Source organism: Frankia sp. AvcI1 (genome assembly GCF_001420875.1).
GTDB classification, from domain to species: Bacteria; Actinomycetota; Actinomycetes; order Frankiales; family Frankiaceae; genus Frankia; species Frankia alni.
This window is the reverse complement of sequence record NZ_LJFZ01000016.1, coordinates 26,584-49,757: the sequence shown is the minus strand read 5'-3', so window position 1 is coordinate 49,757 and position 23,174 is coordinate 26,584. Positions and strand designations below refer to the sequence as shown.

The 23,174-nt window shown below is 72.1% G+C and carries 15 protein-coding genes, 1 tRNA gene and 22 pseudogenes; 25 read left to right on the top strand and 13 right to left on the bottom strand.

Going from position 1 to position 23,174, the window contains the following annotated elements:
* Positions 1-1,447: 1,447 nt before the first annotated feature.
* The 3 genes and pseudogenes from UK94_RS17310 to UK94_RS17300 form a co-directional block, all read left to right on the top strand.
* A pseudogene (locus tag UK94_RS17310) lies at positions 1,448-2,272 on the top strand (alpha/beta hydrolase); the annotation flags it as partial.
* Positions 2,273-2,388: 116 nt separating this feature from the next.
* Positions 2,389-2,658, top strand: a pseudogene (locus UK94_RS55785) (helix-turn-helix domain-containing protein); the annotation flags it as partial.
* Between the two features lie 315 nt (positions 2,659-2,973).
* Positions 2,974-3,561, top strand: coding sequence for a class I SAM-dependent methyltransferase (locus tag UK94_RS17300; RefSeq protein ID WP_011607855.1), 588 nt, complete (start codon positions 2,974-2,976; stop codon positions 3,559-3,561).
* Positions 3,562-3,676: 115 nt separating this feature from the next.
* Here the strand turns inward: UK94_RS17300 and UK94_RS17295 are convergent, their stop codons facing one another.
* The gene (locus UK94_RS17295) at positions 3,677-4,051 is read right to left on the bottom strand and encodes a MerR family DNA-binding transcriptional regulator (RefSeq protein ID WP_055750675.1); all 375 of its coding nucleotides are present in this window, start codon (positions 4,049-4,051) and stop codon (positions 3,677-3,679) included.
* An 872-nt stretch (positions 4,052-4,923) separates the two neighbouring features.
* Here UK94_RS17295 and UK94_RS17290 point away from each other — a divergent pair.
* The 5 genes and pseudogenes from UK94_RS17290 to UK94_RS55765 form a co-directional block, all read left to right on the top strand.
* Positions 4,924-5,909: pseudogene (locus tag UK94_RS17290) on the top strand (Dyp-type peroxidase); the annotation flags it as partial.
* Between the two features lies 1 nt (position 5,910).
* On the top strand, positions 5,911-6,312 hold a 402-nt coding region (locus UK94_RS55780), incomplete at its 5' end, for a Dyp-type peroxidase (RefSeq protein WP_235488373.1).
* A 646-nt stretch (positions 6,313-6,958) separates the two neighbouring features.
* Positions 6,959-7,404 (top strand): annotated as a pseudogene (locus tag UK94_RS74195) (hypothetical protein); the annotation flags it as partial.
* A gap of 103 nt (positions 7,405-7,507) precedes the next feature.
* Positions 7,508-7,580: pseudogene (locus UK94_RS55775) on the top strand (acyl carrier protein); the annotation flags it as partial.
* A gap of 15 nt (positions 7,581-7,595) precedes the next feature.
* Positions 7,596-7,744, top strand: a 149-nt coding sequence (locus UK94_RS55765) for a phosphopantetheine-binding protein (protein WP_235488436.1), incomplete at its 5' end; no start/stop codon positions are given.
* A 432-nt stretch (positions 7,745-8,176) separates the two neighbouring features.
* Here the strand turns inward: UK94_RS55765 and UK94_RS17275 are convergent.
* From UK94_RS17275 to UK94_RS74185, 8 genes and pseudogenes are all read right to left on the bottom strand, one after another.
* Positions 8,177-8,249 (bottom strand) — tRNA-Ala (locus UK94_RS17275).
* A gap of 409 nt (positions 8,250-8,658) precedes the next feature.
* The gene (locus UK94_RS74190) at positions 8,659-9,111 is read right to left on the bottom strand and encodes a hypothetical protein (protein ID WP_268761413.1); all 453 of its coding nucleotides are present in this window, start codon (positions 9,109-9,111) and stop codon (positions 8,659-8,661) included.
* Position 9,112: 1 nt separating this feature from the next.
* Positions 9,113-9,238 (bottom strand): annotated as a pseudogene (locus UK94_RS55760) (AAA family ATPase); the annotation flags it as partial.
* 1 nt (position 9,239) lies between these two features.
* Positions 9,240-9,506, bottom strand: a pseudogene (locus UK94_RS55755) (ParA family protein); the annotation flags it as partial.
* A 1-nt stretch (position 9,507) separates the two neighbouring features.
* Positions 9,508-9,720: ParA family protein (locus tag UK94_RS55750; protein WP_235488371.1), on the bottom strand; the 213-nt coding region annotated here is incomplete at its 3' end.
* Positions 9,721-9,917: 197 nt separating this feature from the next.
* Positions 9,918-10,249: pseudogene (locus UK94_RS55745) on the bottom strand (maleylpyruvate isomerase); the annotation flags it as partial.
* A 1-nt stretch (position 10,250) separates the two neighbouring features.
* Positions 10,251-10,565 (bottom strand): annotated as a pseudogene (locus UK94_RS55740) (maleylpyruvate isomerase N-terminal domain-containing protein); the annotation flags it as partial.
* 1 nt (position 10,566) lies between these two features.
* A pseudogene (locus UK94_RS74185) lies at positions 10,567-10,820 on the bottom strand (maleylpyruvate isomerase); the annotation flags it as partial.
* A 59-nt stretch (positions 10,821-10,879) separates the two neighbouring features.
* Between UK94_RS74185 and UK94_RS76175 the strand changes: the two are divergent.
* The 10 genes and pseudogenes from UK94_RS76175 to UK94_RS17240 all read left to right on the top strand — a co-directional run.
* Positions 10,880-11,370: pseudogene (locus UK94_RS76175) on the top strand (ATP-binding cassette domain-containing protein); the annotation flags it as partial.
* A 1-nt stretch (position 11,371) separates the two neighbouring features.
* Positions 11,372-12,493: ABC transporter ATP-binding protein (locus tag UK94_RS17260; RefSeq protein ID WP_235488369.1), on the top strand; the 1,122-nt coding region annotated here is incomplete at its 5' end.
* Positions 12,494-12,662: 169 nt separating this feature from the next.
* Positions 12,663-13,099 (top strand): annotated as a pseudogene (locus UK94_RS55730) (spermidine/putrescine ABC transporter substrate-binding protein); the annotation flags it as partial.
* Between the two features lie 11 nt (positions 13,100-13,110).
* Positions 13,111-13,318: pseudogene (locus UK94_RS55725) on the top strand (ABC transporter substrate-binding protein); the annotation flags it as partial.
* Position 13,319: 1 nt separating this feature from the next.
* Positions 13,320-13,647: pseudogene (locus tag UK94_RS55720) on the top strand (extracellular solute-binding protein); the annotation flags it as partial.
* A 1-nt stretch (position 13,648) separates the two neighbouring features.
* Positions 13,649-13,841 (top strand): annotated as a pseudogene (locus tag UK94_RS55715) (spermidine/putrescine ABC transporter substrate-binding protein); the annotation flags it as partial.
* A 284-nt stretch (positions 13,842-14,125) separates the two neighbouring features.
* Positions 14,126-14,271, top strand: a pseudogene (locus UK94_RS55710) (ABC transporter permease); the annotation flags it as partial.
* A gap of 1 nt (position 14,272) precedes the next feature.
* A partial coding sequence (locus UK94_RS55705) for an ABC transporter permease (RefSeq protein WP_235488367.1) occupies positions 14,273-14,731 on the top strand: 459 nt, incomplete at its 5' end.
* Positions 14,728-15,594: an ABC transporter permease gene (locus tag UK94_RS17245; protein WP_011607870.1), complete on the top strand. Its 867-nt coding sequence runs from the start codon at positions 14,728-14,730 to the stop codon at positions 15,592-15,594. The genes UK94_RS55705 and UK94_RS17245, both read left to right, overlap by 4 nt.
* Before the next feature lie 110 nt (positions 15,595-15,704).
* The coding region (locus tag UK94_RS17240; RefSeq protein WP_235488365.1) for a molybdopterin oxidoreductase at positions 15,705-15,989 on the top strand (285 nt) is incomplete at its 5' end.
* A 15-nt stretch (positions 15,990-16,004) separates the two neighbouring features.
* On the opposite strand, the gene arfB is transcribed toward UK94_RS17240, so the two are convergent.
* The 4 genes and pseudogenes from arfB to UK94_RS55700 form a co-directional block, all read right to left on the bottom strand.
* Entirely contained in the window at positions 16,005-16,439 is a 435-nt protein-coding gene (gene arfB, locus UK94_RS17235; protein ID WP_041939994.1) for an alternative ribosome rescue aminoacyl-tRNA hydrolase ArfB, read from the bottom strand.
* Positions 16,440-16,559: 120 nt separating this feature from the next.
* The gene (locus tag UK94_RS17230; RefSeq protein WP_011607873.1) at positions 16,560-16,706 is read right to left on the bottom strand and encodes a DLW-39 family protein; all 147 of its coding nucleotides are present in this window, start codon (positions 16,704-16,706) and stop codon (positions 16,560-16,562) included.
* 141 nt (positions 16,707-16,847) lie between these two features.
* Positions 16,848-17,382 (bottom strand): annotated as a pseudogene (locus UK94_RS17225) (nuclease-related domain-containing protein); the annotation flags it as partial.
* A 1-nt stretch (position 17,383) separates the two neighbouring features.
* Positions 17,384-17,639 (bottom strand): annotated as a pseudogene (locus tag UK94_RS55700) (NERD domain-containing protein); the annotation flags it as partial.
* 378 nt (positions 17,640-18,017) lie between these two features.
* Here UK94_RS55700 and egtA point away from each other — a divergent pair.
* The 7 genes and pseudogenes from egtA (at position 18,018) to egtD (ending at position 23,112) form a co-directional block, all read left to right on the top strand.
* Positions 18,018-19,619: an ergothioneine biosynthesis glutamate--cysteine ligase EgtA gene (egtA, locus tag UK94_RS17220; protein ID WP_055750666.1), complete on the top strand. Its 1,602-nt coding sequence runs from the start codon at positions 18,018-18,020 to the stop codon at positions 19,617-19,619.
* Positions 19,601-20,252 (top strand): annotated as a pseudogene (locus UK94_RS55695) (DinB family protein); the annotation flags it as partial. The gene egtA and the pseudogene UK94_RS55695, both read left to right, overlap by 19 nt.
* A gap of 1 nt (position 20,253) precedes the next feature.
* Positions 20,254-20,935, top strand: a pseudogene (locus UK94_RS55690) (SUMF1/EgtB/PvdO family nonheme iron enzyme); the annotation flags it as partial.
* A gap of 1 nt (position 20,936) precedes the next feature.
* The coding region (locus UK94_RS55685) for an SUMF1/EgtB/PvdO family nonheme iron enzyme (RefSeq protein ID WP_235488434.1) at positions 20,937-21,082 on the top strand (146 nt) is incomplete at its 5' end.
* A 4-nt stretch (positions 21,083-21,086) separates the two neighbouring features.
* Positions 21,087-21,151: pseudogene (locus tag UK94_RS74180) on the top strand (hypothetical protein); the annotation flags it as partial.
* Between the two features lies 1 nt (position 21,152).
* A pseudogene (locus UK94_RS17210) lies at positions 21,153-21,745 on the top strand (ergothioneine biosynthesis protein EgtC); the annotation flags it as partial.
* Positions 21,746-21,963: 218 nt separating this feature from the next.
* Entirely contained in the window at positions 21,964-23,112 is a 1,149-nt protein-coding gene (egtD, locus tag UK94_RS17205) for an L-histidine N(alpha)-methyltransferase (protein ID WP_041939996.1), read from the top strand.
* The last annotated feature ends 62 nt before the right edge of the window (positions 23,113-23,174 follow it).

Here is a 23,174-nt window from a genome sequence, read left to right as displayed (position 1 = left end):
GGTTCTGCGTTTGTTCGGCGGCGACATGAATCAGACTAGGAGGCGATTATTTCGAGGCTGCAAGCGCCGGTAACTTCCGGGTTAACAGGTATTCCGAGCGGATGAGTGCAAGCTTTTCCGTCGGGATATCTCGAAGGATATCTGCCAGGAAAAACTTATCCTTGGATTTTTCTTTGGGGGACTTCGTGCGGGCCGTAGGTGGCCCAGCTCACCCGGCGGGGGTGGGCCGCCCAGGGCGGCCGGGGGCCCTCGTGGTCACGCACCTCACCGAGGGCGGCGCCCGCGCCGAACGAATAGGAGCACCGGCGGAGGCGTCCGACCGTGCATACGCCAGGTTATCCGACGGGGCCGGCCAGGCGATTCCTTTCCGTAGCGCAAATGTCACGGAAGAGGTCCGCGGGGATCGTCGAGGGGTTGCCGAGGGGCCGTCGAGAGGCCGCGGCGGTGGTGCGGAGTACGCACTAATCGGCACGTCCCGACGGCGTCACCATCGGCCTGTGCAGCGAGGGTTAACGTTATCGAAACCCTTGAACTTCTTCCCGGGTTGGACCTCGTCGGACGGGTCGGATATCTTACGGATAACAAAAAGACGCCGGGCGAAGCCGGGCGAGGCCGGCCCGGNAGCACGCAGTGCTTTCCCTCGGGGAAGCGGAAGGAGCTGGGCGTGTCGGTACACGTATACGCGGGGTACTTCGGTTGCCAGCCGGGATGGTAGAGATGTCGGAGGCGCAGATGATCGGTGTGCCGACCGACACCCCCGGGAGCTGGGAGGACCTGCGGTCGGCCGTGGTGGGGAACAACGGAGTCTTCAGGACCACCATGGGCATGCTGCGGGAGATCGGTGGCTACGGCCGGCTCGGGACGAACGTGCGGCAGATCCTCAGCCGCAACCTCGCGGGTATCGGTCTCGGTCACCTACCCATGGAGCTGCCGGCATACCNGGACAAGGAGATCCTGCTCTTCCAGTACGGCACCCCCGCGGCCGAGATCGTCGAAGCCGTCCGTGAGGGCGCCTCGGACGGAGCCGAGACCGCCCTGATCCGGCTGAACTCGTCGCAGGACATCGCCAAGGTGCGAGACGCCTCGCTAAAGGCGGTCGAGCTCCTGTCGATCCTGAACGACCGATGCCGGGACTGCATGCGTCCACTGCCGTGAACGATCGGTAGGCGGCTCCCCTCAGCGATTCTCGCCGATCGCCGAGGCACCGCCTGCCCGTCGACTCGGCCCGCAGATCGCCGCCGCCGGCGCGGGTCCGGGGACGGCGGCTACCACGGGCTTTCTCTCGCAGTGGCGACCTGGGACGCCGCTGCGAGAGAAAGCCTGGGTCACCGTCCGATCGTTGACCACTGCCCCGGCCGACCGGCCCGGGCAGTGGTTTGCGATCCGCTCGGTCACAGGTGTAGATCCCTCCTTGGACTCCTTGTCGGACCCCTGGAGGGACGAGACCATGACGACGGGCACCGGCCGAGCAGACGCCATGGCCGCGGCGCGCGTGACCTGGGTGCTCATCCCCGGTGCGGGGGGCGCCTCCTGGTACTGGCACCTCGTGGCGCGCAGGTTGGCGGAGGCCGGCGGGACCGTCGTCGCCGTCGACCTCCCCGCCGCGGACGAACGCGCCGGCCTACCCGAGTACGCCGACGCGACGGTCGCCGCGGTGACCACGGCAACCCCGACAACCGGGGCAACGCTGGCAACCGGGGTAACCGGGGCGACCGGGGCCGCGGTCCGGCCGGGCGCCGACGGGGCCGGCCACGCCGCGTCCGGCGGCGGCGAGGTGGTGGTGGTCGCGGCCTCCCTGGGCGCCTTCGTCGCGCCGCTGGTGTGCGAGCGGCTGCCGGTGTCGTTGGTCGTCCTGGTCAACGGCATGATCCCGCTGCCGGGCGAGACGCCGGGCGCATGGTGGGAGGCGACCGGCCAGCCGGCGGCCCGGCGCGCGTCGGACCTCCGCGCCGGCCGGCCGCCGGACGCGGACTTCGACGCCACGACGTACTTCTTCCACGACCTGCCGGCCCCGCTGGCCGCGCAGGCGTCGGCGGGCGAGCCCACCCAGTCGGAGGCGGTCTTCGGGTCGCGGCTGTTGATCGACGCCTGGCCGCCGGTGCCGACCCGGGTCCTCGTCGGTCGGGACGACCGCTTCTTCCCGGCGCAGTTCCAGCGCCGGGTAGCCCGCGAACGCCTGGGCCTCTCCGCCGACGAGATCCCGGGTGGTCACCTCGTCGCGCTCGCCAACCCGTCCGCCGTCACCGCCCGACTGCTCTCCTACGCCGAGGCGNCCCTCGGCCCGATCGGGCCCCGCTGATCAGCGGTTTCCCCTCGTTCCACCCGCTTACTGATCAATAAGCAAGTAGCGTGGGGGCCGTGAGCCAGACCAGGGAACGGATCCNCGCGATCGCCCGCGAGCTGTTCGTTCGCCATGGCTACACCGGCACGACCAACGCCGACATCGCCCGCGAGCTCGGCACCACGACGGCCGCGCTGTACTACCACTTCCCGTCCAAGGCGGCGATCCTCGACGGCCTGCTCGCCGAACCGCTGGCGGCCTACCACCGGATCATCGGTTACCTCGACACCGGGCCGCCCGCGCCGGCGGAGCTGCTCGGCGCGTTCATCGACCTGGCCGCGGACTCCCGCGAGCTGGCCGCGCTCATCGACCGGGACNCGAGCGTGCTGGCCGTCGTCGACAAGCGGCTGCCCCGCACCATCGAGCGGATGACCGAGCAGGTGATCGCCGCGCTGGCCGGCCCCGACGCCGACCGGGGCGCCGTCCTGCGCGCCCACGCCGCCTTCGCCGCGACCAAGCACGCCACCATGGCCGCGCTCGCCCTCAACGCCGGCATCCTCGACCCCGCGGACCGTGCCGAGATCCTCCGCACCGCCCTGCGCGTCCTTCAGCCTCCCGCCGCGGGCTGAGCCTCCCGCCACGGGATGGGGAATCCGGCTGTCTCGTCTCGCCCGACGGCGTAGAAGGGAAGGATGTCGCAGTATCACTTCGACCCCGGGACCTATCGGGCCATGGTGGTCGCCGAGGTGCCGCACTACGAGCGGCTCCAGGACGAGGTGGCGGCGGCGACGGCGGGCCGGCGGGTGACGCGTCTGCTCGATCTGGGGGTGGGCACGGGCGAGACCAGCGGGCGCGTGCTGCGCGTCCATCCGGATGCCGCCCTCGTCGCGCTGGACGAGAGCCCGGCGATGCTCGACGCCGCCCGCACCCGCCTGCCACCCGCGGACCTGCGCGTCGGCCGGCTCGAGGAGCCGCTTCCCGCCGGCCCGTTCGACCTGGTGATCTCGGCACTGGCCGTTCACCATCTCGACGGGCCCGGCAAGGCCGACCTGTTCCGCCGGGTCGCCGCGATCCTGCCGCCGCGTGGCCGCTTCGTGCTCGCGGACGTGGTCGAGCCAGACGACCCCGAGGACGCCGTCACTCCCGTCGACGGCGTCCACGACACACCGAGCCCGTTGCCCGACCAGCTCGACTGGCTTCGCGAGGCCGGTTTCGACACCGCGATCACCTGGCAGCACCGCGACCTGGTGGTCGTCACCGCCGATCGCGCCGCCCGCTGAGACCNGCTGCCACAGGCCAGGTCCGCCGAGAACCCGGCCGGAACCGCACCCTCGACCGCGCGACGTCCAGCATCATTCTTGATCACCGCCAACCGGCCGCTGTCCGCCGGTTGGTCTACTCACCGCCAGCCGCCGCCGATGATGCCGACGGTTCGATGGGCGGCGGCCCGGTGGCCTGCTGGCGTAGCTGCTCGTTGAGCCGGTGGGCCTCGGCGAGCTGGTCTTCGAGCAGGACGATGCGGCAGGCGGCGTCGATCGCGGTGCCCCCGTCGACGAGTTCGCGGGCGCGCCCGGCGAGGCGGAGTTGGTGGCGGGAGTAGCGGCGGTGGCCGCCGTCCGAACGCAGGGGAGTGATCAGGCCGGCTTCGCCGAGGGCCCGCAGGAACGCGGGGGTGGTGTCGAGCATCTCGGCCGCGCGGCCCATGGTGAAGGCGGGATAGTCGTCGTCGTCAAGGCTGTCGGCCGGTCTGCGGGTGGTTCCAGGGGTCATCGCGCCTCTCGAGCACACATCGAGGGACCCCGGTGCCGCATGGCACCAGGGTCCCGAGGGTTCAACACCATCTACCGACGACTAGCGCCGGCTTTCTGTATCCGCGTGGCCGCCCAGGACGGGCGGGGACGCGGGGATCGCATATGCGTGACCGGGGACCACCTTCCAATCTGGGGCCTGCGGTAGCCGAGCGGGCTGGAGNGCCGCTCCGGCGATCCTGATGGCGTCTGCTCCTCTCTCCTCGTTCGTCACCTGACCGAGTGCTACCGATCTTGCTTGATCGTGCTCGACAGCCGTCCTTGGCTGCCGTCCCGCTCGCGCCAGTTCCTGTCTGGCGCGACCATGGACTCTCTTGGCTACGAGAAAGACTCTACCCAGGACAGCGCCCGATGTCTACTGCCGCGGATGCAGATTTTCCGGCTCCGCAGCGACAGACCATCGTCGGCCGGCAGATCCCGCCGACGGCCACGCGTCCGTCGCACAGGGCCACGAGATCGTCGGGATCCGACGTGAGCGCGGCAGCCGGGCGGGGCGGGGTGGGCGGGGCGGCCAGTACGGTCGTGCAGACCATCGCGTCGACGTGGTTCCGGCCGGGCCGGAACCAGGGAGGTGGAACCCTCCGGATACTCCTCGGCCACGTCGAGAGCGGGGCCGGATCTCCTCACCTTCCGTACCCACCCCCGGTGTGCCGGCGGTTGGGCGAAGGATCGCGCGTTTCACGATGNGCGAGGNGACGGGNGCCCATCAGCACGGATGCCCGTTCTCGACCTGGGCGTGGTGNGTCCAGGAGGTCCGTCCTTGGGTCGGATGTCCGGCGACACGAGCGTGGTGGACCCTCCGGATACGTGTCATCGCTCTCTGTTACTGGTCACATGATGCTCATGCATCCGATGGAGGTGGCGCAAGGCCACGACGACGCAGTCCGCCCCCCCGCTGACGTACAGGTGGACGGCCGGGCTCCGGCCAGCAGCCAGCGGCCGCCGGATCGGCGCCCCGAGCGGATGACTGGACAGACCTCCGAGTCACGGGGTCCGCACCGGCGCGGCGTGCTCGGCAGCGCCGGGCTGCTCGGCGCCGCCCGGCTGGCCAGCATTGCCCGGCTGTTCGGCGGCGCGGGACTGCTCGGCGGCACCGGCCTCGTCGGCGGTGCTCTCGCCCCGAGCGGACTGCCCGGCCTCGGGGTCGGCACCGCCCTGGCCGCCGACGACGCCGGTCACCAGCCCGGGATCACCGAGACTCCCCCGGACTGGCTGGTGTTCACCGCCTACGACCTGACCGCCGCCGATCCGAGCGCGGCGCGCTCGTCGCTCGAGGCGGTGCTGCGCGCCTGGACATCCGGCGTGGCGGGGTTGACGACCGCGCCGGCGGCGGGCGGCGGGGTGGGGCTGACCGTCACCGTCGGGCTCGGCGCGTCGGCGCTGCGCCGCGCCGGCCTCGGCGACCGGATCCCCGGGGAACTCGCCGACATCCCCGCGATGCCCGGTGACCAGCTCGACCCGGCCCGCAGCGGCGGGGACCTCGGCGTGCAGGTGTGCTCCACCGATCCGACGGCGGCCCTGTCGGCCGCCGCCCGGATGGGCACCCTCGCCGCGCCGTTCGCGGCCACCCGCTGGGTACAGCGGGGGTTCCAGCCCACCAACCCCGGCTCGACGGACCCCCCGGGTGCACACCGCAACCTGATGGGCCAGCTCGACGGGCTGGCCAACCTCCAACCGGGCACCCCCCAGTTCGACCGTGCCGTCTGGGCGTCGGGGGAGCCCGCATGGATGCGCGGCGGCAGCTACCTGGTTCTCCGGCGCATCCGGATGCTGTTCGACGCCTGGGGACGACTCGACGAGAGCGACCAGACCGCGGTGATNGGCCGGCGGCAGTCCGACGGCGTGCCGCTGTCGGCCGGCCCCGGCGCCACGGCGTTCACCCTGCCGGACATCAACGTCCGCCGTCCCGACGGCCAGTTCGCCATCGCGGCCAACGCCCACGTCCGGGTGACGAGCCCGCCCGCGAACGGCGGTGCCGTCATCTTCCGGCGCGGCTACTCCTACGACGACGGGCCGGACTCGTCCGGCGCCCGGGACGCGGGCCTGTTCTTCGCGTCCTACCAGGCCGATCCGCGGACGTCCTACGTCCCGATCCAGCAGAGGATGTCCGCATCCGACGCCCTGAACGCCTTCATCCGCACCACCTCCAGCGCCCTGTTCGCGATCCCGCCCCTGCCCTCTCCGGGCGGCTACTTCGCCCAGGCACTGATCGAGAACGGCTGAACGGCCCCGTTCCGGTAACCAGCAGACCCGATGAGCGCGGTATGGCGGACGGGCAGGGGGTNGCCCTGATCCGGTTCCTGGTCGTGGCCTGACGGGCGTAGGTCACCGGTGTATCGGGGTACCAGGTGGACGTTCGGTGAACGTTCCAGCCGAACCGGAAATTCGGTTTCGAGAGCGGACGTCACCCCGTTCCGGCGTTTCGCTCTCGGTGACGCTCCCAGAAAAATGGTCCGATCAGGGGAAACNCCACCGCGGTACACCCGGCGCTGTTCGGCACCGACCACTGACCCGCCACCGCTACGACCACCATCGTCACGAGTATGAAGAACGGGGTACCGACGGCGAGCAGCGTTGCGCTCGCGACGCCGTCACGGCGAAGAAGGACCACCGCTGCCACCGAACACAGGGCCGCCGGACCAGTGAAGATCAGGAGTGGTCCACCGAACCACACAAACGCCAGGCCAGCACCGGAAGACGCCAGCACGAGCGTTCCGACCGGCCATAACACGCTCGCGGACGCGGCGAGACAGGCAATCACGCAGGTCGCGGCACCCGCTGGCTGCGCCCTGCCCGGCCCGCCGAAGCGAAGGGTTCGGGTCACGGACCTCACCTCCATCCACATGATGCGTGAAACACGGAAGAGGCGGTGATCGTGCAGCCGGGCTCGGACTCCGCGGATCTTCCCCGGGCGGTGGCTCGAATGCCGACCGGACTGACGTTCACCGAGTCCTGCGGGGCCGTCGACACCGTGCTCATTTACCGCACTCCGGCCGAGCAGGTCGGCAGCCGACCGCAGCGAACAGTCCCTGGTCGCGAAGGGCCGCTCTCGGCGAGTACTACTCCACGGGGTGCAATCCGATGTCGTCGCCGACCGACCCCGCCGCGACGCGAACCGCGAGGTCGGTATCCCGCCGCTCCATGTCGGCGTGGTGCTCGGAAGGCGAGATCCGCTCCTTGCTGCGCCGGCTTGTCCACAGGTCGCGATGTACGTCGGCCTACATGGTCGTCCGCCGACGACACGCCCGTTGCTACAGGCCCTGCTACCCCGGCCGGGCCGGCATGGCGCCGGACGGGACAGAGTCCACGTGACGANCATCACTCGCCGGGGGTGGGCGACGGCGCTCGCTGCGTGGATCGATCGGAGAATATGNGGATCGTGTCCGTTCCCATGCACGTCGGAGCAGGAGGCCGCGGAGTGTCCACCGTCGAGGAGCGCGTAAAGAACGTGGTCGTGGAGCAGCTGAACGTCAAGCCGGCGGAGGTCACGANCAACGCGTCGTTCNTCGAGGACCTGGGAGCGGACTCCCTGGACCTTGTCGAGCTGGGCGTGGCCCTGGAAGAGGAGTTCTCCATCGGTATCTCCGACGAGGACGCCGCGGGGATCAACACCGTGCAGGATGCCATCGACTGGATCAACGCGCGCTGGCGGTAGGGCACGCGGTCGGGCTGTCCACGCGATCCGCGCGCCGTGCGCTTACTCGCCTTCTCCATCACGTCGACGGCAGGGTGACGGTGGCTCCTACGCTGCTACCTGTGAAACTGATCGAAAGGCCTGGTAAGGCGGCGACGCTCACAGGCTTCGGTCGATCGAACCNCCTCCCGGCTGGCGCTGGTCAGCCGAGGTAGGGCGTCGGCCGGTGCTCCAGGTAGTGACCCGATCCGCAGGCGCATCGACGGGTGGATGTCTAGCCCGTCGATGTCGGCCGGGGTGACACCCCAGATTTGGCCACCCACACGCCCGCCCCGAACTCTGACGTGCACAGGCTGCCCCGCCACACCGGGGTCCGGGGGGTCGTCCCCCCGGGCATACATCAAGGCCACCGGGAAGCTGCCCGAAGGGCAGCAACCACGAGGAATCAGCGCGTGGAGACGCGGGGACTTGAACCCCGAACCCCTGCCTTGCAAAGGCAGTGCTCTGCCAATTGAGCTACGCCCCCTGGACATGCCTCCGCCGGGCCGCGTTGCCCGGAGGCAGGCGCCGCTCGGTGAAGCGCCCCCTAGCCTACGGCATCGAGCCCATCTCGGACCTTCACCGAGGCGGGAGTCCCGCGCGTCGGCGCCTGCCGCCCGGGGTGCCGGCCGGCCGATTCGGTGCCTGCCCAGGAGCAGGGTGGCTCACTTCCGCCCCTGTGGATAACTTCGACGCTGCCCATCGGCGGTCATGGCTTGGGGCTGTGGATAACTTTCGCGCTGCCCTCCGAGGGGCTGTGACGTCTGCCCTGTGGACAACTTCCACGCTCACCACTGGAGGTCAGCGTTGGAGCCTGTGGATAACTCCTCGCTGACCATCGGAGGGCGCCGGCGCCATCCGGCAGGCACCCTGAGGACGTCGGCCCGGCCGGTGGGTCAGGAGCGGCGCAGGGTGGGGTCGATGAAGGCGAGGCGTTCGCGGACCTTGACGGCGAGGTCGCGGAAGTCGGAGTAGCAGCGGCGGACGGCGGTCTGGGTGCCGCCGAGGGCGCCGTCGCCGGCGCGCAGCTCGAACATGGGCTTGCGGGCGTCGTGGGCCAGCGGGATCAGGTTGGCGTAGTGGCGCAGGGTCGCGATCTCGAAGGAACGGTCGTGCGGGCCGGGGTTGCCGCTGGTGAGCACCGAGGTCGCGAAGACCTCGGGGATGCGGTCGAGCCAGCGGTCGTGGGCCTTGGCGGGGCGGTCGGCGCGGGCGGGCGGCTGCATGACGATGTAGCCGATCGGCATCATCAGGCCGCGGGGCGCGGGAATCCGCTCGGGCACTTTCGGCAGCACGGTGCCCTGCCAGGTGGAGCGCCACTCCCGCAGCGTCGGGCCGAGGTTGCGCAGNCCGCGCAGCGAGAACAGGTCGGCGGCCAGCGGCATGAGCACCGTGTCGGCGGACAGCAGCGACGCCCGGTTGATGGCACCGAGGTTCGGGCCGACGTCGATGAGCACGATCTCGGCGCCGACGGTGNGGGCACCGTTGTCGATGACCCGGTGCAGCGCCGTCGTCGTCCGCAGCGCGGCGATGTCCTTGCCGAGAAAGCTGTTCGGCCAGGCGGCGGACAGCCGGTCCTCGAAGACGCTCAGCTCGACGTCTCCGGGCAGCAGCCAGAGGCCGTCCTCGATCATCACCGGGTCGGGCAGCTCGACGTCCCCGACGCCCTCCATGATCGGCGCGATGGCGGTGGCCATCGTGCCCGTGCCGGGGAAGACCCGCGCGGGGCGGGCGTCGAACTCGANGGGCTTCGGGGCCGACGACGCCGTGTCCTCCGGTTCCGCCCAGAGCCGGGTCAGCTCGTCCTCGTCGAGGAACTGCGCGGTCAGGTTCGCCTGCGGGTCGAGGTCGACGGCGAGCACGCGGTGGCCCATCCGCTGGAGCATGTGCGCCAGGTGGTAGGCCAGGGTGGTCTTACCGACGCCACCCTTGTTGTTGAACAGCGCCATCGTGATCATGCGCGGATCCGATCGCGCCGCCGCCCGTGGTTCCGCCGCCCGCCCTGTGTGACCTCACCCCGGTTGTCCCTGTTGTCCGACACGCCAGACATTCTCTCGCCTGCCCGATTCGCGGGCGTGAGCGGGAGACGCCTACCGCGGGCGGTCGCCTCTCGGCAGTGGGCTCCCGCCCGTTCTCGACGACGGGCCCCCGCCCGTCACCACCAGGGACCGAGCGCGGGCCACTCGGGGCGGCCCGGCTCGCGCCCGGTCAGCCAGGCCAGCGCGGCGGTGGTCGGGGCGTCGACGACGACCAGCGTGTCCCCCCGCCCGACCGCGGTCGACGGCCGGTCGCCCGGCGCGAGCAGGACGGTGACCTCCGGCGGCAGCCGCGCCGGCAGGCCCCGCACGGCCCAGGCCCATTCGACCTCGACGTAGGCGGGGCTCAGGTCCGCCCAGCTGGGACCACCGAGGTCGGTGAGGGCGAGATCGACGAGGTGGATCTCGGTCTCCCGCCACCGCAGGAAGACCAGATCGGCGAGGGTCGTCANGCCGTACGTGCTGACCCGGCCGAAGCCGGTGCGCCAGACGTCGACGTGGACGGCGTCCCAGGCCCGCTCCAGCCGCGCGACGGCGGCGGCGACCTCGGCCCGCACGGTGGTGGCCGGCAGGTCGCGGCCGGCGGCGATGTCGCCGTCGCGCTGCTCCTGGCCGCCCGGGTACTGGTCGCGGACGTCGCCCCCGGCCGCCGCCTCGACCATCCCGCTGTGCCCCTCGGCGTTACGGGCCAGGTGGGTGAGCAGGTGGGCCACCGTCCATCCGGGCAGCCCGGACGGGCGGCGCAGCACCTCGTCGTCCACCCGTTCNACCAGGTCCAGCAGCCGGCGGTGGGCCGCGGCGCAGCCGGCGAGGCGATCGTGCGGCACCACGGACGGCCGGTAGTCGGGGCCGGCGGACCACGCCCCGGAGGACGCCGACGGCTCGATGCCGGACTCCTGCGCCGGGCCCGGGTCGGGGCCCACGCCGCCGAGAACCGGACCGAACTCAGGGTCGGCGGCCGCGGCGTCATCGGCTGGGGGAACGCCGACGCCAGCTGGTCGGGAAGAGGACGGGGCAGCCATGCTCCCACCGTGCCCCCTGCGGGCGGCGGTACGCCAGGCGAAACGCCATTCCCGTGACGATGCTCCGAACATCACGGGAAAGCCCGGTTCTAGACCAAGATCACGATCGAATCAGTCGCGACACAGACTCTTTACCGACCAATCCCTTGCTGTCCCGCAAGGCTGCTGGGAGGGTCGAACCCGACTGGACAGCGCCGTCAGGTCAGCGGTGTCGGGATGGGCGACAGACGGAGGCCGAGGGCGGATGCGAGCCGAGCGGTACCCGTGGTGACGACATGACGGCGACCAGCGGTGCCAGGACCAGCGACGCCAGGACCAGCGGTGCCAGGACCAGCGACGCCGGGATCGGGTCGCCGGCGGCGATCGAGCTTGTCGGGGTGGCCAAGGACTACCAGACCCGTGGCCGGGCGGTGCCGGCGGTCAGCCGCGTCGATCTCGCGATCAGGCCGGGCGAGTTCTTCTCGCTGCTCGGGCCGTCGGGGTGCGGCAAGTCGACGACCCTGCGGATGATCGCCGGCTTCGAGGAGCCGACCCGCGGGCGCATCCTGTTNCAGGGGCGCGACGTCACCGCGGTGCCGCCGAACCGCCGGGACGTCAACCTCGTCTTCCAGAGCTACGCCCTCTTCCCGCACCTGGACGTGGCCGGCAACGTGGCGTTCGGCCTGCGCCGGCGCGGGGTCAAGGGGCGTGAGCTGCGGGAGCGGGTCGGGGCGATGCTCGACCTCGTCGAGCTGTCGGAGCTGGCCGACCGGCGGCCGCGGGAGCTCTCCGGCGGCCAGCAGCAGCGGGTGGCGCTAGCCCGCGCGCTGGTCAACCGGCCGGCGGCGCTGCTGCTCGACGAGCCGCTGGGCGCCCTCGACCTCAAGCTTCGCCAGACCATGCAGATCCAGCTCAAGGCCATCCAGCGCGAGGTGGGCATCACCTTCCTCTACGTCACGCACGACCAGGGCGAGGCGTTGACGATGTCCGACCGGATCGCGGTGATGAACGGCGGCCGGGTCGAGCAGCTCGCCTCGCCGCGCGACATCTACGAGCGACCCCGGACCCGCTTCGTCGCCGGGTTCATCGGCACGTCGAACCTGCTGCGCCGCACCGTGCGCGCGCTCGACGCGGCCGGCCCGGGTGGGCGACCGACGGTCGTCCTCGACGCCGGTACCGACGAGCGGCTCAGCGCCCCGCTGCACCCGCCGACGGGCCCGCTGCGCGCCGGGGACCAGGTCGAGCTCACCGTCCGTCCGGAGAAGATCGAGATGTCGGTGAGCCGCCCGGACGGGCCAGGCTGCGCACTGCGCGGCCGCATCGTCGAGGTCGTCTACCTCGGCACCTACACCACGTACACGGTCGCCACCCACGGCGGCACCGAGATCACCGTGTTCTGGCAGAACTCGACCGGCGCCGGCAACGTCGCCGAGCGCGGGGACGAGATCTGGCTGTCCTGGCTGCCGGAACACTCCTACGTCCTGCCCGAGCCAGTAGCCCTGCCCGAGCCGGTAGCCCTGCCCGGATCGGTCGTCCCGCCCGAGACCGTCAACCAGCCTGACTCGGTCGGCCCGCCGGACTCGATCATCCCGCCTCACTCGGTCGTCGCGCCGGACTCGGTCGACCCGCGCGAGACGGTCGTCCCGGCGGCCGGTACCTCCGCGGACCCGGCGGCGTACCGGATCTCCCACTGACAGCTCAGGCCAGCACGCGGGCTCGCGGGCGCACCTGCCGCCGAGCCTGCCCCGACGCAGAGGAACGCGCACCGTGACGCAGCCCGACACCCCCGGCGACGCCGGCCGCTCCGGCGACCACCGAAGCGGCGGCGACGATGTGCGCGCGGCGGCGCTCGCGGACCCCGCGATGCTGCGCGGCCTGACGCGGGCCCGGTTCGGCCGCCGCGGTCTGCTGCGGTTCGCGGGACTGGCCGGTGGGACGGCGTTCCTCGCCGCCTGCGGCGTCAGCGGGGAGAAGAAGGACTCCGCGGGCGCGGATGCCGCGTCGTTCTGGAAGGACCGGACGAAGGCCGGCACCCTCGACTTCGCGAACTGGCCGCTGTACATGGACGTCGGCTCCACCGACGCCGACCATCCGTCGCTGGACATGTTCACGAAGGAGACCGGCATCAAGGTCACCTACCGGGAGGTGATCCAGGACAACGAGTCGTTCTTCGCCCAGATCCGGCCCACGCTGGCCGCGAACCGGTCGATCGGTTACGACCTGATGGTCCTCACCAACGGCATCACGCTGAGCCGGGTGATGCAGCTCGGCTACCTCGCGCCGCTCGACCACGCCAGGCTNCCGACGTTCNCCGCGAACGCCTCGCCGAGCGTGAAGAACCCGACCTACGACCCGGGCAACGCCTTCACGATCCCCTGGCAGTCCGGGCTCACCGGCATCGCCTACGACCCGGCGAGGACCGGCCGCGAGATCACCAGCTACAACGACCTGTTCGACCCGAAGTTCGCCGGCAAGGTCGGCATGTTCGGCGACAACCAGGACCTGCCGAACCTCGCCCTNCTCGGCATCGGCGTCGATCCGGCGAAATCCACCCCGGACGACTGGAAGAAGGCCGCCGCGAAGCTCACCGCGCAGCGCCGGGACGGAATCGTCCGCAAATACTACGACCAGTCCTACATCGACGCCCTGGCCGGCGGGGACCTGTGGATCTCGATGGCCTGGTCCGGCGACGTCTACCAGCAGATCGCCACCGGCACGAACCTGAAGTTCGTGGTGCCGTCCGAGGGCGGTCTGCTGTGGACGGACAACATGTGCATCCCGCGGACCGCGCCGCACCCGGTGGACGCCATCTCCTACATGGACTTCGTCTACCGGCCCGAGATCGCCGNCATGCTCGCGGAGTACATCAACTACATCACGCCGGTGCCGACGGCCGCCGAGCACGTCCCGGCGGACCTGGCGAGGTCCACCCTGCTGTTCCCGTCCGCGGACGAGCTCTCCCGGGTCAGCCGGTTCCGGGTGCTGACCACCGACGAGGAGACCGAGTGGAACCGCATCTTCCAGCCGGTCTACCAGTCATGACGGCCGCCGCCGGCGCAGGCGCGGTGAGGCGGCGGNGGGCCGGGGCGCTCACCCCCTACTTTCTCGTCCTGCCCGGCGGCCTGTGGCTGGCCATCTTCTTCGTCGTGCCGATGGCCGTCATGCTGTCGGTCTCGCTGCAGACCGGAAACGTTGTCGACGGCTTCAGGCNGACCTTCGACCTCGGCATCTACGCCGACGCGATCACCACCTACGACACCCAGTTCATCCGTTCACTCGTCTTTGGCCTGATCGCCACGGTGACGACGATTCTGCTGGCCTATCCGATGGCCTACTGGATTGCCTTCCACGCCGGCCGGAACAAGTCCAACTACCTGTTTCTCGTGCTGCTGCCGTTCTTCGTCTCGTTCGTCATCCGCACGGTCTCCTGGAAGTTCCTGCTCGCCGACGACGGCATCCTGCTCGGCAACCTNAAGGACGCCGGGCTGCTGCCGGCCGACTTCCACGTCCTGGCCACCTCGTTCGCGGTCGTCGCCGGGTTGACGTACAACTTCTTCCCGTTCATGCTGTTGCCGATCTACGTGGCGCTGGAGCGGATCGACCCGCGGCTGCTGGAGGCCGCCGACGACCTGTACGCGAACCGTCGAGGGGTGTTCGGCCGAGTCGTCCTGCCACTGTCGATGCCCGGGGTGTTCGCCGGCTTCCTGCTCACCTTCGTTCCGGCGACGTCGGACTTCGTCAACGCCTACGTCCTCGGCGGCACGAACACCACCATGATCGGGAACATCATCCAGACGACATACCTGACGAACGCGGACTATCCCCTCGCCTCGGCGGTGTCGTTCATCCTGATGGCCGTGCTGCTTGTCGGGATCTTCCTCTACGCCCGCCTGCTCGGCACCAGGGACGTCCTCGAGATGAGCGCACGATGACCCTCCTGGACGCCGCCCCGCCCCGCCTCGACCCGGCGGTCGACGGCCGATCGCGGCCCGCCCGGCGATCCGGCCGGCGCGGCGGGCGGCTGGGCGAACGGCTCCTGCACGCCTACACCTGGCTGATCCTGCTCTGGCTGGTGCTGCCGATCATCGTGATGATCGTGTTCGGATTCAACGACCGGGTGGGCAAGCGCAACAACACCTGGAACGGCTTCACCCTGCGCTGGTGGGGCGAGCTGTTCGCCATTCCCGACCTCACCACCGCGCTGGTCAACTCGCTGACGATCGCGTTGCTGTCCACCGCCGTCGCCACCGTGCTCGGCACCCTGATGGGCCTCGCGCTCGGCCGGCACGGCTTCCGCGGTCGCGGCGGCGTGGAACTGCTGATGTTCGCCAACATCGCCGCGCCCGAGGTGGTGCTCGGCGCGTCGCTGCTGTCGCTGTTCATCACGATGGGCGTGCCGCGGGGCTACCTGACCATCCTCATCGCGCACATCATGTTCACCATCTCCTACGTGGCGGTGGTCGTGCGGGCCCGGCTCGCCGGTTTCGACAGCTCCGTCGAGGAGGCCGCACGCGATCTGGGGGCCGGCCCGCTCACCACGTTCCGCCTGGTCACGCTGCCGCTCATCCTGCCGGGGGTGGTCTCGGGGGCGTTGCTCGCCTTCGCGATGTCGATCGACGAGTACGTCATCACGACGTTCAACGCGGGCAGCACGCTGACGTTCCCGCTGTGGGTGTTCGGCGCCACCCGGGTCGGTGTGCCACCCCAGGTCAACGTGATGGCCACGATCATCTTCGTGGTCGGCGTGCTGCTGGCGCTCGGCAACGCCCTCCTGCTGCGCCGCCGCCGGGTCTGACCCCGGACCGGCCGTACCATACGGAAAATCGACGAGAGGAGGAGGGGATGTTCACCACGCCCCGCTTCCTGCAGGGCANCGTCCCGTTCGAAGGCAGGGGCCTGGACGCNCCGTACCCGCTCGGACCGGCGTTCAGCTACGTGGTCCCGGCCGGTGTCACCGCCCAGCCGCTGTACTTCCGCGGCGGCAACTCGACGGACGAGCTGATCTGCCTGATCCTGCAGCGGGACGGTGCGCCGATGCGCTTCTTCCCGATCGGCGCCCGGGCCTCGGTCCACGTTCCGTTGCGCGTGGTCGAGGATCTGGCTCCCGCGACCCGTATCGAACTGCACCTCGCCGCCCCCGCGGGTCTGCTCGGCATGCTCGTCGCCGACGTCGGGATCGTCGAACTCTGACCGGGCGGCAGCGGCTCAGTCCTCGGGAGGCCGGCTGCGGCGGTCCCGCTTCGTCGCGGACCGCTGCTTCTTCGCCTGCAGGCGCCGCTCGACGGCGCCGCGCGAGGGCCGCGTCGCCCGCCGCGGCCGGGGTGGCGGGGCGGTCGCCACCCGCAGGGCGTCGACCAGCCGGTCGAGCGCGGCCTCCCGATTGCGCAGCTGCGAGCGCTGCTCGCTGGCGACGACGGTGAACACACCGTCGGTGAGCCGGTCGCCCAGGCGCGCGAGTGCGCGCTGACGCAGCGTCGGCGACAACGCCGGCGAACCGGCGACGTCGAAGGAGAGCTCCACCCGCGAGTCGGAGGTGTTCACCGACTGGCCACCCGGCCCGGACGAGCGCGAATACCGCCAGCGCAGCTCGGCCGAGGGCAGCACGAGACCCGGGCGAACCGGGATCTCACGGGGCAGCATGGCTCCCATGGTGCCCGATCACGGACTCGACGTCAGGCGAGTTCCGCGCCACCGAGCAGGCCAGCGGGCGAACGGGCGAACGGGCGAACAGCCGCGGGCGCCCCGCCGCCGCGACGAAGGTCAGCGGCCTGCGGCCGGCGACCCGGTGGTGGACGTCGCCTCCCGCCAGAGGTCGATCTCCTCCTTGCCCCGGGACCGCCGCCGGGCCGCGGAGAAGGCGGCCCCCGCACCAGCCAGCAGCGCCAGCACGGTCATCTTGCGCGCCATGTCGACTCCTTCGTCGGCGTCCTCGGCCCGGGGTGGCCCAGTCGTTCCACGTTATCCCGACCGGCGAGCGAACCGTCGATCGAACCGTTGACCGGACCGGCGACCGGACGGGCGACGGACGGGCGACGGACGGGCGACGGATCAGCGACGCAGCAGGCCGCGCAGTCGGGAGCGGGCGGGCCAGGACGGCGGCGGCCCGGACACCTCGTAGGCGGGGAACGCCCGCTCGGCCACGTCGACCAGCATCGCCACGTCGATGGGCCGCAGCACCACCCCGGCGGACAGGATGTACTCGGCCACCCCGGTGGCGGGCAGCAGCAGCACGCCCTCGACGAGGGCGAGGCCGGCCGGAACCTCCGCGCGGGCGAACGCGACGACCGGTTGGACCTCGAGCTGCCAGCCGTCCGGCAGCTCGCCGAGCAGTTGGGCGGTGGCCTCCTCGCCCATCCACGCCACCAGGCCGAGCATCGCCCGCAGCGGCACCTTGCCGGCCCAGACGCCGGCCGCGTTCTGCCGGACGGGCCCCTGGTGGGCGTCGGTCTCGACCACCCAGGCCCCGGACGGCCCGATGACGAGGTGGTCGATGTTGCCGGCCGAGTCCGCGAGGCAGCGGTCGTGCAGGACGGTGTAGCCGGCGCGGACCAGCCGGTCGAGCGCGCGGGCGGTGCTGCGTTCGNCCTCCGCGTCCTCGCGCCAGGCCTCGATCTCCGGCGGGGTGCGCAGGAAACGCACGGCCCCGACGACACCGACCGCGAGCGCGGCGAGCACCGCGAGCTGGGCGGTGGCGAGGCCGGGCAGCCCGGCAAGGGCACACAGCACGGCGAGGACCAGGGCCGCGCCCACGGCGAGGGCCCCGCCGACGGCCAGTACCCGACCTTTGTGATCTCCGCGTTCGGCGGAATACAACTGTTTACGCCGCAGGTACTCGGCCATGGCCGAACGTCCCGCTGACTGTCGATCGGACACGGCCGCGGTCACCACCTCCCGGCGCCGTCATGACGCCGTCGCGCTCGGCGTTGTCTCCGGGTCCGGGACCGGGGCGGGCGCCAGTTCGTCACGGNGCGCTACCGGCTTTCTGGTCCATCCCGGTCACCATTCCATCGAATACACAACAGCGACAGGGTCAGGGGCGTGGAATATGCGAGCGAGAACCACGTTGAACCCACATCTATACCACCCCTCGGCGAACCGGCCGAGGCGACACCACACGCGACGGCCGGTACGGAGCGGGCCGGGCAGGGGAGGACTCCCCGGGAAGGCCGCCATGGGGCGCCGTGCCGACCGCTNGCAGCACCGAGAGGGAGCCGCAGGATGCCACGTCACGTGTCACTCCGGGGATCCGGGGACGAGGAGCAGCCGTCGTCCCACCGATCGCCCGGAGCACCGTCGCCAGGCCGACAGTCGCCTGCCGGACAGCCCGCGGCCCCGGCTCGCCCGGACCGGCCGGTCGACCTCGACGCGGTGTGGGCCTTCGCCGCCGGCTGCGTCACCCCGGCCGAGAAGCCCGCGGGTGGGTCGGGCTCGGTACCCGCCCGCGACGTCCCGCGCCCCGGGACGTCGGCGGACTCCGAGACGTCGGCAGGCCCCAGGACGTCGGCGGGCCCCGAGCCGTCGGTGGGGATCGGGACGTCGGTGGGGATCGAGACGGAGTGGTTCGTGGTGGACACCCGGGTGGTCCACCAGCCGGTCCCGCCCGAGCGGACCCGTCGGGCGCTCGACCGGATCGCCGGCCTGATCACCGGCGCCGCCGGACCGGTCCTGCCGGGGGGCAGCCGGCTCACCTTCGAACCCGGCGGCCAGTTGGAGCTGTCGGGTCCGCCGGCCGGGCTCGCGGCCGCCGTCCAGTCCACCGCCGCGGACCTGCACCTGGTGCGGGCGGCGCTGGCCGAGGACGGCCTCGCGATCGTCGGGATGGGGGTCGACCCGCTGCGCGCCGGGGTGCGCCAGACCACCGCGTCCCGGTACGCCGCCATGGAGGAGCACTTCCGGACCGGCGGGGGGACCTCCGGCGAGGTGATGATGCGTTCGACCGCGTCCGTCCAGGTGAATCTGGATCTCGGCACCACGCCCGCGCAGGCGGCCGAGCGGTTTCGGCTGGCGCACGCCGTCGGGCCGGTGCTGACCGCGATGTTCGCCGCCTCGCCGGCGTTGGCCGGCCGGCGTACCGGCTGGCGCTCGACCCGCCAGGCGGTCTGGTCGGGCATCGACGCGGGTCGCACCGGCTCCGTGCTGGACCTGCCCGCGCAGCCGGCGGCGGGCGGCGACGCGGGTCCCGGTGCGGCGGCGGCGCGCTCCGGTGATCTCGCCGACCGCTGGGCGCGGTACCTGCTGGCGGCGAAGCTGATGATGATCGGCGACCCGCTGGGCGACGTCGGGCCCGGCGAGGACCGCCGCTTCGTCGCGGCCACCGGCGGGCACACGTTCGGGGACTGGGTCGCCGGGCGGGGCCCGGTCGAGCGCGCGCCCACCCTCGACGATCTGTCGTACCACGCGACGACGCTGTTTCCCCCCGTCCGCCCACGGGGCTGGTGGGAACTGCGCTACCTCGACGCCCAGCCGGCAGAGGGCTGGCGGGTGGCGGTGGCGGTGGCGACCGCCCTGCTCGACGATCCGGTCGCGGCCGCAGCGGCGGCGCAGGCCTGCGCGCCGGTGGCGCGGCGCTGGCCGGCGGCCGCGATGCTCGGCATGGCCGACGAGCCCCTGCGGCTGGCGGCGGTGCGCTGCCTGGAGCTGGCCGCCGCCGCGCTGCGCCGTGCCGGCTGCGCCGACCTCGCGGACGCGGTCGAGCTGTTCTCCGAACGCTATCCCCAGCGGGGCCGATGTCCGGCCGACGAGCTGTCCGAGCGGTTCATCCTGATCGGCCCGGCCGGCCTGCTGCGCGAGGAGGCACACCTGTGCGTATCGGTCGCCTGACCCAGGATCCGACGCCCTCGGCGACGCCGGTCACCGCCGAGGCCGTGGCCGGCGCGCTCGACCTCGCGCGGGCGCGCTCGCTGGCCTACACCGACATCGACGCCGAGGAACTCGTCCGCCAGCATTCGCCGCTGATGTCGCCGCTGATCTGGGACCTCGCCCACATCGGCAACTACGAGGACCTCTGGCTGGTGCGCGTGCTCGGCGACGCCGCCGCGACCCGGCCGGGTCTGGACGACGTTTACGACGCCTTCCGGCACAGCCGGGCCAGCCGGATCCGCCTGGCCCTGCTCGACCCGGCCGAGGCTCGTGCCTACCTGCGCGAGGTCCGCGGCCGGACCCTCGACGTCCTCGACCGGCTCGCGCCGCTGCCCGCCGACGCCGGGTCGCCCGACGCGCCGCCGCCCTTCGGCGCCGGTGGACCCGGCGATCCAGCCGGCCCCGTCAGCCCCGGCAGCCCGTTGAGCCCCGGCGGCCGGGTGAGCCCCGGCGGCCCGGCCGCGGACCGGCGCCGGCTGCTCGCCGGCGGCTTCGTCTACGGCATGGTCATCCAGCACGAGCACCAGCACGACGAGACGATGCTCGCCACCCATCAGCTGCGCGCCGGACCGCCACTGCTCGCCCCGGGCCGGANGCCGCCGCCCGGACGGACCGTCCCGCACGCCGAGGTGCTGGTGCCGGCCGGGCCGTGCACGCTCGGCACGAGCACCGAGCCCTGGGCCTACGACAACGAGCGGCCCGCGCACCAGGTGGACCTGCCGGCGTTCTGGATCGACACCCTGCCGGTGTCCAACCGGGCGCACATCGCCTTCATCGACGCCGGCGGCTACGACGACGAACGGCTGTGGTCGCCGGCGGGCTGGCAGTGGCGCATGCAGGAGAACCTCACGGCGCCGGCGTTCTGGTGGCGCGACGGGGCGGTGTGGCTGCGTCGGCGCTTCGGCCGGGTCGAGCCGGTGCCGCTGGACGAGCCGGTCCAGCACGTCTGCTGGTACGAGGCCGAGGCGCACGCCCGCTGGGCCGGCCGCCGGCTGCCCACGGAGGCGGAGTGGGAGAAGGCCGCCGCCCACGACCCGGCCACCGGACGTTCACGGCGCTATCCGTGGGGGGACACCGATCCGACGCCGGAGCATGCCAATCTGGGGCATCGCACGAGTGGCCCGGCCCCGCTGGGGGCCTATCCCGCGGGCGCGAGTCCCTGCGGAGCCGAGCAGATGATCGGGGACGTGTGGGAATGGACCGCGAGCGGTTTCACCCCGTATCCGGGTTTCCGCTCCCATCCCTACCGTGAGTACAGCGAGGTCTTCTTCCCGAAGNCGGGAGCGGATTCGCCGTTCCGGATCCTGCGCGGGGGAAGCTGGGCGACGGACCCCGCAGCCGTGCGCACCACCTTCCGCAACTGGGACTACCCGATCCGCCGGCAGATCTTCGCGGGCTTCCGCCTGGCCCGCGACGCCGGCTGAGCCGATGTGCCGCCACCTGGCCTGGCTCGGCGCGCCGCGTACCCTGGCGCAGCTGACCATGGACCCCCCNCACAGCCTGCTGCGCCAGTCCTGGGCGCCGCGCCGGATGCGGCACGGCACGATCAACGCCGACGGCTTCGGGGTCGGCTGGTACGCCCCGGCGCTGCGTGCCCAGCCGGCCCGGGTGCGTCGCGCAGTGCCGATGTGGACGGACGCCTCCTACGCGTCGATGGCGGGTGCGATCGCGTCCGGCTGCGTGCTGGCCGCGGTGCGCAGCGCCAGCGTGGGGATGCCCGTGGAGGAGTCCTCGACGGCTCCGTTCACCGACGGGACCCGGCTGCTCAGCCACAACGGGCGCGTCGACCCCACGGCGGTGCGGGCGCTGCTGCGCGAGCGGCCCGACGCTCCGGCGCCCGACTCCGCCTGCGACTCGGCGCTGCTGGCCGCGCTGGTCTGGGAGCGGGCCGCGACACGTCCCCTGGCCGACGCCGTGGCCGACGTCGTGTTGTCCCTCAGTGGCGCCGGGCTCGCGGACCGGCGTGCGGGTGGCATCGTGCCGTGGGCCGGCGACTGGGCGTCCGGGACGGGACCGCAGCCCGCCCCGCCGCCGACGGCGGTGGCCGGCGAGGACGTGGCGCGGCTGAACCTGCTGGTGACGGACGGNACCCAGCTCGTCGCGACCGCCTGGCTGGACAGCCTGTCCTACCGGGTGGAGCCGGACGGCATCCTGGTCGCAAGCGAGCCACATGATGACGAACCCGGCTGGGTCGACGTTCCGGACCATCATCTCCTCTTGACCGACACACGCAAAGTTACTCTTCGTAGTTTGATCCCTTAGATCGGTTACTGTGGGTTGCACCACGTCGATGGAGGGCGCCACGATGACACCGAGGACTCCGACGACCACCCCCGCGGGTGCCGCCGGCACCACCGGAGCGGACCGCACCACCGGCACGAACCACACCAGCGACACGAACCACACCAGCGACACGAACCACACCGCGAGCGGTGGCGGGACGGTCGCGGCGGCGGCGCCGGCGGGGCTGACCCTGGACCGGCACGTGGACCCGGCGGATCGCGCCGTCAACCTGGCCCGCGACGTGCTCACCGGACTCACCGCGAACCCGCGGGAACTGCCGCCCAAGTGGTTCTACGACGCCACCGGCGGCATGCTGTTCGACGAGATCACCAGGCTGCCGGAGTACTACCCCACCCGGCGTGAGCGGGCGATCCTCGACGGCCACGCGGGCGCCATCGCGGCCGCCTGCGCCGCGGACACGCTCGTCGAACTGGGCTCGGGAACGTCCGAGAAGACCCGGCTGCTGCTCGAAGCCCTGCGCGCCGGCGGCGGCCTGCGCCGATTCGTCGCGTTCGACGTCGACGAGACCACGCTCGCGCAGGCCGGTCGCGGCCTCATCACGGCCTACCCGGACCTCGCCGTGCACGCCGTCGTCGGCGACTTCGAGCGGCACCTGGCGCACCTACCCGGCGGCGGTCGGCGCCTGATCGCCTTCCTCGGCGGCACGATCGGCAACATGCGGCCCGCCCAGCGCGGTGCCTTCCTGCGCGCGCTGCGCGAGCAGTGCGGCGCCACCGACGCCCTGCTGCTCGGGACGGACCTGGTCAAGGATCCGGACCGCCTCGTCGCCGCCTACGACGACGGGGCCGGGGTGACCGCCGCGTTCAACCGCAACGTGCTCACCGTGATCAACCGGGAGCTGGGCGCGGACTTCGACATCCGCGGCTTCGCCCATGTCGCCTGCTGGAACGCGGCGGACTCCTGGATCGAGATGCGGCTGCGCGCGGTCCGCGACCAGCGGGTGACCATCGACTCCCTCGCGCTGGAGATCGAGTTCGAGCGCGGGGAGGACCTGCTGACCGAGATCAGCACGAAGTTCACCCGGGACGGCATCTCCGCGGAGCTGGCGGACGCCGGCTGGGCGGTGGCCCACCAGTGGACCGACCCCGAGGGCGACTTCGCCGTGACCCTCGCGACGCCGTCGACCTCGCCCTCGGCGGCCCCGGTCTGAGCCCCCCGGCGGCCCGCCCCCGCCCCGACGCGATGCCGGCAGGCCGTCAACCGCGCCCGTCG